Origin of the sequence: Nguyenibacter vanlangensis, assembly GCF_013376155.1 — a bacterium.
Taxonomy (GTDB): domain Bacteria; phylum Pseudomonadota; class Alphaproteobacteria; order Acetobacterales; family Acetobacteraceae; genus Gluconacetobacter; species Gluconacetobacter vanlangensis.
The window spans coordinates 1-4,894 of record NZ_JABXXP010000194.1; the positions used below are offsets into that span (position 1 = coordinate 1).

The following is a 4,894-nucleotide window of genomic DNA, read 5'->3' on the forward strand; positions in this document are numbered from 1 at the left end:
GTTGCGGGTGCCGCCAGTCGATCCCTTCCAGCAGGTAGCCGAGTTGGGCGGCAGAAAGAGCCACCACGCCATCCGTCGGAGACGGCCAGATGAACCGGCCGCGTTCCAGCCTCTTGGCGTAGAGCGACATGTCCAGCCCATCGTGCCAGAGGACTTTGATCAGGTCGCCGCCCCGGCCCCGGAACACGTAGAGATCACCCTCATGCGGATTGCGGCCCAGCGTCTGCTGCAACCGCAGCGCCAAGAGCCCGGAGATCCATAACCCGTTGGATTGGTTGGAACCTGAAACGAGAAATTGCCCGCGCCCTATGGCAGAACGAACATTTCTGTGCGAGAGAGGGTGAAACTACAGTTCTATGCAATTATCCAACAATCTATACGAAACGCGACGCTCGACTTAGACGATCGCTAAAGCACATCGGGGACCTATGCCAGATTTTCCGTTCATCACCGTTAAGCAGAAGGAACATTCCTTTAAGCTCACCTCACTGCCAGCGGGATTGCTGACGAAGATTGCATACGCCGCAATTCGTCGAAAGGATATCGAAGAAGGCGCTGTACAACGTGTTCTGAACGGCGCCCGCATCGCAGGTGTAAAGGACTTCGCTTTGAAGATCGGGGACTTCCCAGCTTCGATCGTTTTGAATTGGAACAAAGGACCTCTTGTTTCCGACGGAAGCTCAGTTAAGATCCCAGATGAAGAGAAGTTGGCGCAGATCTTAGATGGTCAACATCGAGTTGCGGGACTGAAGGATGCGATTGCGGAGAACCCGCTTGCAGCCGCATATGAGATACCCGTCGCAATCTACGAGGGCCTCGACACGCCGAACAGCGCTAGAATCTTCATTTCGATTAATACTGAGCAGCGTCCAGCGCCCAAGAGCTTGGTATTTGATCTATATGGTGTCATCGCGTCCGATCTAATGGACCCAACAGCATTGCGCGCCGGAGACATTGTAGCTTACATTGGTTCTGAAGGTCAGCCTTATCACGGCTGGATAAAGCTTCCTAACCAAGAGCGGCAAAGAGGGGGCGTTGCCCTATCAACAGCTGTGAGCGCCATAAAGCCGATGGTGGGTAGCAAAGGTATACTGGAGCAGGTAGGAATTACCGAACTCGAAATGCAAAAGGGGATTTTTTCAAACTACTTTTCTGCGCTTCGAGCGCTTTATGGGTATTCTTGGAACGATCGGGGCAATGCCTTCATTTATGCATCGGGCTTTATCGGAGCGATCGAATTTTTTCGTAGCCATATGTTCGATTATTGCAAGGGGCGTTCTTCGTTCGAAATCGACACGATCAAGGAAGCGCTTGACGCTGAAGAGACGGCTAGGATTCTCCAAATTGACGTGAAAGGCCTCGGCGGTACCGAAGCAGCGAACGCAGTCCGCGATCGGCTTATCAGCGCCTTCCGGCCCGCAACGGCCCTCCACGGTTTCAAAATCTAATCACAGACGTTTCCATCATGTCAGACGCGGCAAGACTCGTGAAGAAGGCTTTTTTTAGAAAGCCTAAGGGAACCCCATATAATAAATTCAGCATTTCATCGCAGGAATTGCAGTCAATAACCCAACAGATACCAGTAGCAATAATAGACACAGCGTACGCGGCAATCATCTCATACATCGAAGCAATTTCAGGCATACAACAAGGGTCGTCTTCATGGTCCATAATACGTTTATATTATTCGGCATTCTATTCTATAAAAACGATGATGCTGATACGCTCCATTATACCATTTAATGGAGGTGGCGAGATGCTTCTCGACACCTCAACTGGAAAATTTTACAAAGGCGGCACATCGAGTCACCATTGGAATTGGCATTCAGTTCGGCAGACTACTCTTAAACACGACTGGTTTACGTCGCAAGACTCTCAGGAGGCATATGCTTTTTTGCGAGAATATCGCGAGAACGTGAATTACACGCATGCTTTTACCGACCCAAACTTGCATCCACGCTTGGTCTATGATCAACTAGATCTTAAGCAGAGATTTAGAGTCTATCGCGACGATACCGCTTTCATTTACACTTATCTTCATGATCACTTGGCCATAGCATATCCAACGAAGCTGATTTTCGAAGTAGACTCAAGTATATCTGGCTTAGGCTATCAGTTTGATTCAGAACGCATTAAACACGCGCGTTCTCTCTGGAAAATACCTGATCGCTGTCCTATCATCTGAAGCTGCTCAATTACCCTTCAAGAAACCGGAGGCCTACCTAAGGCAATTAAAGTGATTCCAATCTTCCGCCTCATATCCGGAGGAAAGGTAGATTTTTATTTCAGTTCCCGGAAGCGCTCCGCCCAGTTGGGAACAGCGCATTAGAGCCTATCCACTCACACTGGTTCACGGATATGGCTTTAGAACGCACGAGGTCTGGTCGAAAGCGACGCCAACGCGTCCATCATAGCCACAGCCCTGGCTTTGGCTCGGCTGGTAACCCAGCCAATCCGGATATAGGCGATACCCGATCCCTCCAGCAGCACTCCGACTGCTACGCAGCCGGAACCCTGGCTGCTTCCGCCAGACCCGACTCGCGCGATCGACGCCAAACGAATAAAAGTCTTTTTGCTTCTTTTTCTTCAGAAAAAGAAGAAGGCTCCCCTGCCCGCTTCAGGTATCGTGCACCAGGTCGAGGTCGCCGAAGCGGGTGAATTCGCCTTCGAAGAACAGGTGCACGGTGCCGGTGGGGCCGTGGCGTTGTTTTTCCAGGATCAGTTCGGCGCGGTTGTGGGCGAGGTCCATCTTGCGCTGCCAGTCTTCGAGCGCGGTCTGGTATTTTTCGGTCGAGTCGTAGGCGGTTTCCTTGGGCTGGCGCTGCTGGAGGTAATACTGGTCGCGGTAGACGAACATCACCGCGTCGGCGTCCTGTTCGATCGAGCCGGATTCGCGCAGGTCGGACAGCATGGGGCGTTTGTCCTCGCGGCTTTCGACCTGGCGGGAGAGCTGGGACAGGGCGATCACCGGGACGTTCAGTTCCTTGGCGATCGCCTTGAGCCCCTGGGTGATCATGGAGATTTCCAGCACGCGGCTTTCGGGGCGGGTGCCGACCGAGGGGCGCATGAGCTGGAGATAATCGACCACCACCAGGCTGAGCCCCTTGGTGCGGGCCAGGCGGCGGCAGCGGGTGCGCATGGCCGAGAGCGAGATGGCCGGGGTGTCGTCGATATGCAGGGGCAGTTGCGCCAGTTCGCGCGTGACCTGGACGAAGCGGTCGAATTCCTTCTGCCCGATTTCGCCCCGGCGGATGCGCTCGCCCGAGACGCTGGCCTGTTCGGACAGGATACGGGTGGCGAGCTGTTCGGCCGACATTTCCAGCGAGAAGATCGCGACCGAGCCCTTGGCCTGGGTACCCGGCGGGGCCTCCTGCGCCTCACGCAGCAGGGCGCGGGCGGCGCTGAAGGCGATCTTGGTGGCGAGCGCGGTCTTGCCCATGGCCGGGCGGCCGGCGAGGATCAGCAGGTCGGAGGGGTGCAGGCCGCCGGTCTTCTTGTCCATGTCGCGCAGGCCGGTGGTGAGGCCGACCACGTCGCCGGTGCGGTGGAAGGCTTTTTCGGCCACGTCCAGCGCGCCGGCCAGGGCGCGGTCGAAGCTGGTGAAGCCGCCTTCCTGTCCCTTGTCGGTGGCGAGGCGGAACAGGGCCTCTTCCCCCGCAGCGATCTGGTCGACGCCATCGAGGTCCGGGCGGGCGCCGAAGGCGTTGTTGACCACGGTTTCGCCGATATCGATCAACTGGCGGCGGACCCAGGCATCGTGGATCGCCCGGCCGTAATCGCCGGCATTGATGATGCCGACCATGGCGGTGAGCAGCCGGGCCAGGTAGGCGGTGCCGCCCACCGAATCCAGCACGCCGGAATGTTCGAATTCGGCGCGCAGGGTGACCGGGTCGGCCAGTTGCCCGGCTTCGATCCGCCGGGCGATGGAGTCGTAGATGCGGCCGTTGACCGGGTCGGCGAAATGCTCGCCGACCAGGAAGTCCGACACACGGTCATAGGCGCGGTTGTTGGTCAGCAGCGCGCCCAGCAGCGCCTGTTCGGCCTGCATGTTGGCGGGGGGCGCGCGCCGGGTCAGGCCCAGCAGCGGGCCATCGTCCGCGGGGCGGGGGTCAGGATTGCGGGCGTCTTCGGGAGGGGGGGTGATCGTGTTCACGCGATCCTCATGGCCGATTCGCCGGCCGACCCGCCGGCCAGGCGGTCCAGTTCGGCATAGCCGGCGACGATGTGATAGAAGGAGCTGGCCGGGATCTTGTCGCCGGCCGGGCGGCAGGCCGGATCGAGCTGGTCGTTCCAGGTGCCGGGGGGGCAGTCGGTGAAATAGCGGCCGAGCAGATTGTCGACGATCCGCGCGATCTGGACCGTATTGTCGGCATTGTCGGCGTGGGGGGGGTCCTGCGGGAGGCCGTGCATGGCGATTTCGGCGCGCAGCCCCTCGGTCTGGGCCCAGAGGCGCGCGCCGCCCCGCACGATGTCGCCCTGGCGGGTCAGGACGTCGCGCCCCAAAGCGGTGCGCGGATCGACGCCGTGGCGGCGGCCGAAGGCGAACAGGGACTGGGCGTGCGCGCCCGTGGGCCGGCCGGTCAGGCGGGCATATTCGTGCAGCAGCCAGACCCATTCATATTGGTGGCCGGGTTCGACCAGCGCGCCCTGGGGGCCCGCGACGGGCTGCCAGGAACCGGTGAAGAATTCGCCCAGCGTGCCGGTGGCCGGGTCGAACAGGCGGGTGCGGAACAGATCGACCAGGTCATGCGCGAGGGCGGCGTCTGCTTCGTCGCCCGTGGTGTCGAACAGGGCCAGCGCGGCTTCGAGCAGGTGCATGTGCGGGTTCTGCTGCCGGGGGCCGGAGGCGGGCGGCCAGGTGTTGGCGAAGCCGCCATTGGCGTGGGCCATGGTG

At 59.1% G+C, this 4,894-nt stretch carries 5 protein-coding genes; 2 read left to right on the top strand and 3 right to left on the bottom strand.

Annotated elements, in window-relative coordinates:
- Positions 1-244 (bottom strand): IS66 family insertion sequence element accessory protein TnpB (gene tnpB, locus HUK84_RS10410; RefSeq protein WP_218064312.1); only part of this gene is annotated, 244 nt, incomplete at its 3' end.
- A 184-nt stretch (positions 245-428) separates the two neighbouring features.
- Between tnpB and HUK84_RS10415 the strand changes: the two genes are divergently transcribed.
- Together HUK84_RS10415 and HUK84_RS22850 are read left to right on the top strand one after the other, a co-directional pair.
- Positions 429-1,448 (top strand): DGQHR domain-containing protein, encoded by a 1,020-nt coding sequence (locus HUK84_RS10415; protein WP_176640233.1) that lies wholly within the window; start codon positions 429-431, stop codon positions 1,446-1,448.
- Positions 1,449-1,756: 308 nt separating this feature from the next.
- Positions 1,757-2,185: a hypothetical protein gene (locus HUK84_RS22850; RefSeq protein ID WP_218064313.1), complete on the top strand. Its 429-nt coding sequence runs from the start codon at positions 1,757-1,759 to the stop codon at positions 2,183-2,185.
- Between the two features lie 432 nt (positions 2,186-2,617).
- Here HUK84_RS22850 and HUK84_RS10420 read toward each other — a convergent pair whose 3' ends face one another.
- A complete protein-coding gene (locus tag HUK84_RS10420) occupies positions 2,618-4,153 on the bottom strand; it encodes a replicative DNA helicase (protein ID WP_374729313.1) in 1,536 nt (511 codons plus the stop codon).
- Positions 4,150-4,894, bottom strand: a 745-nt coding sequence (locus HUK84_RS10425; protein WP_176640234.1) for an AGE family epimerase/isomerase, incomplete at its 5' end; no start/stop codon positions are given. The genes HUK84_RS10420 and HUK84_RS10425, both read right to left, overlap by 4 nt.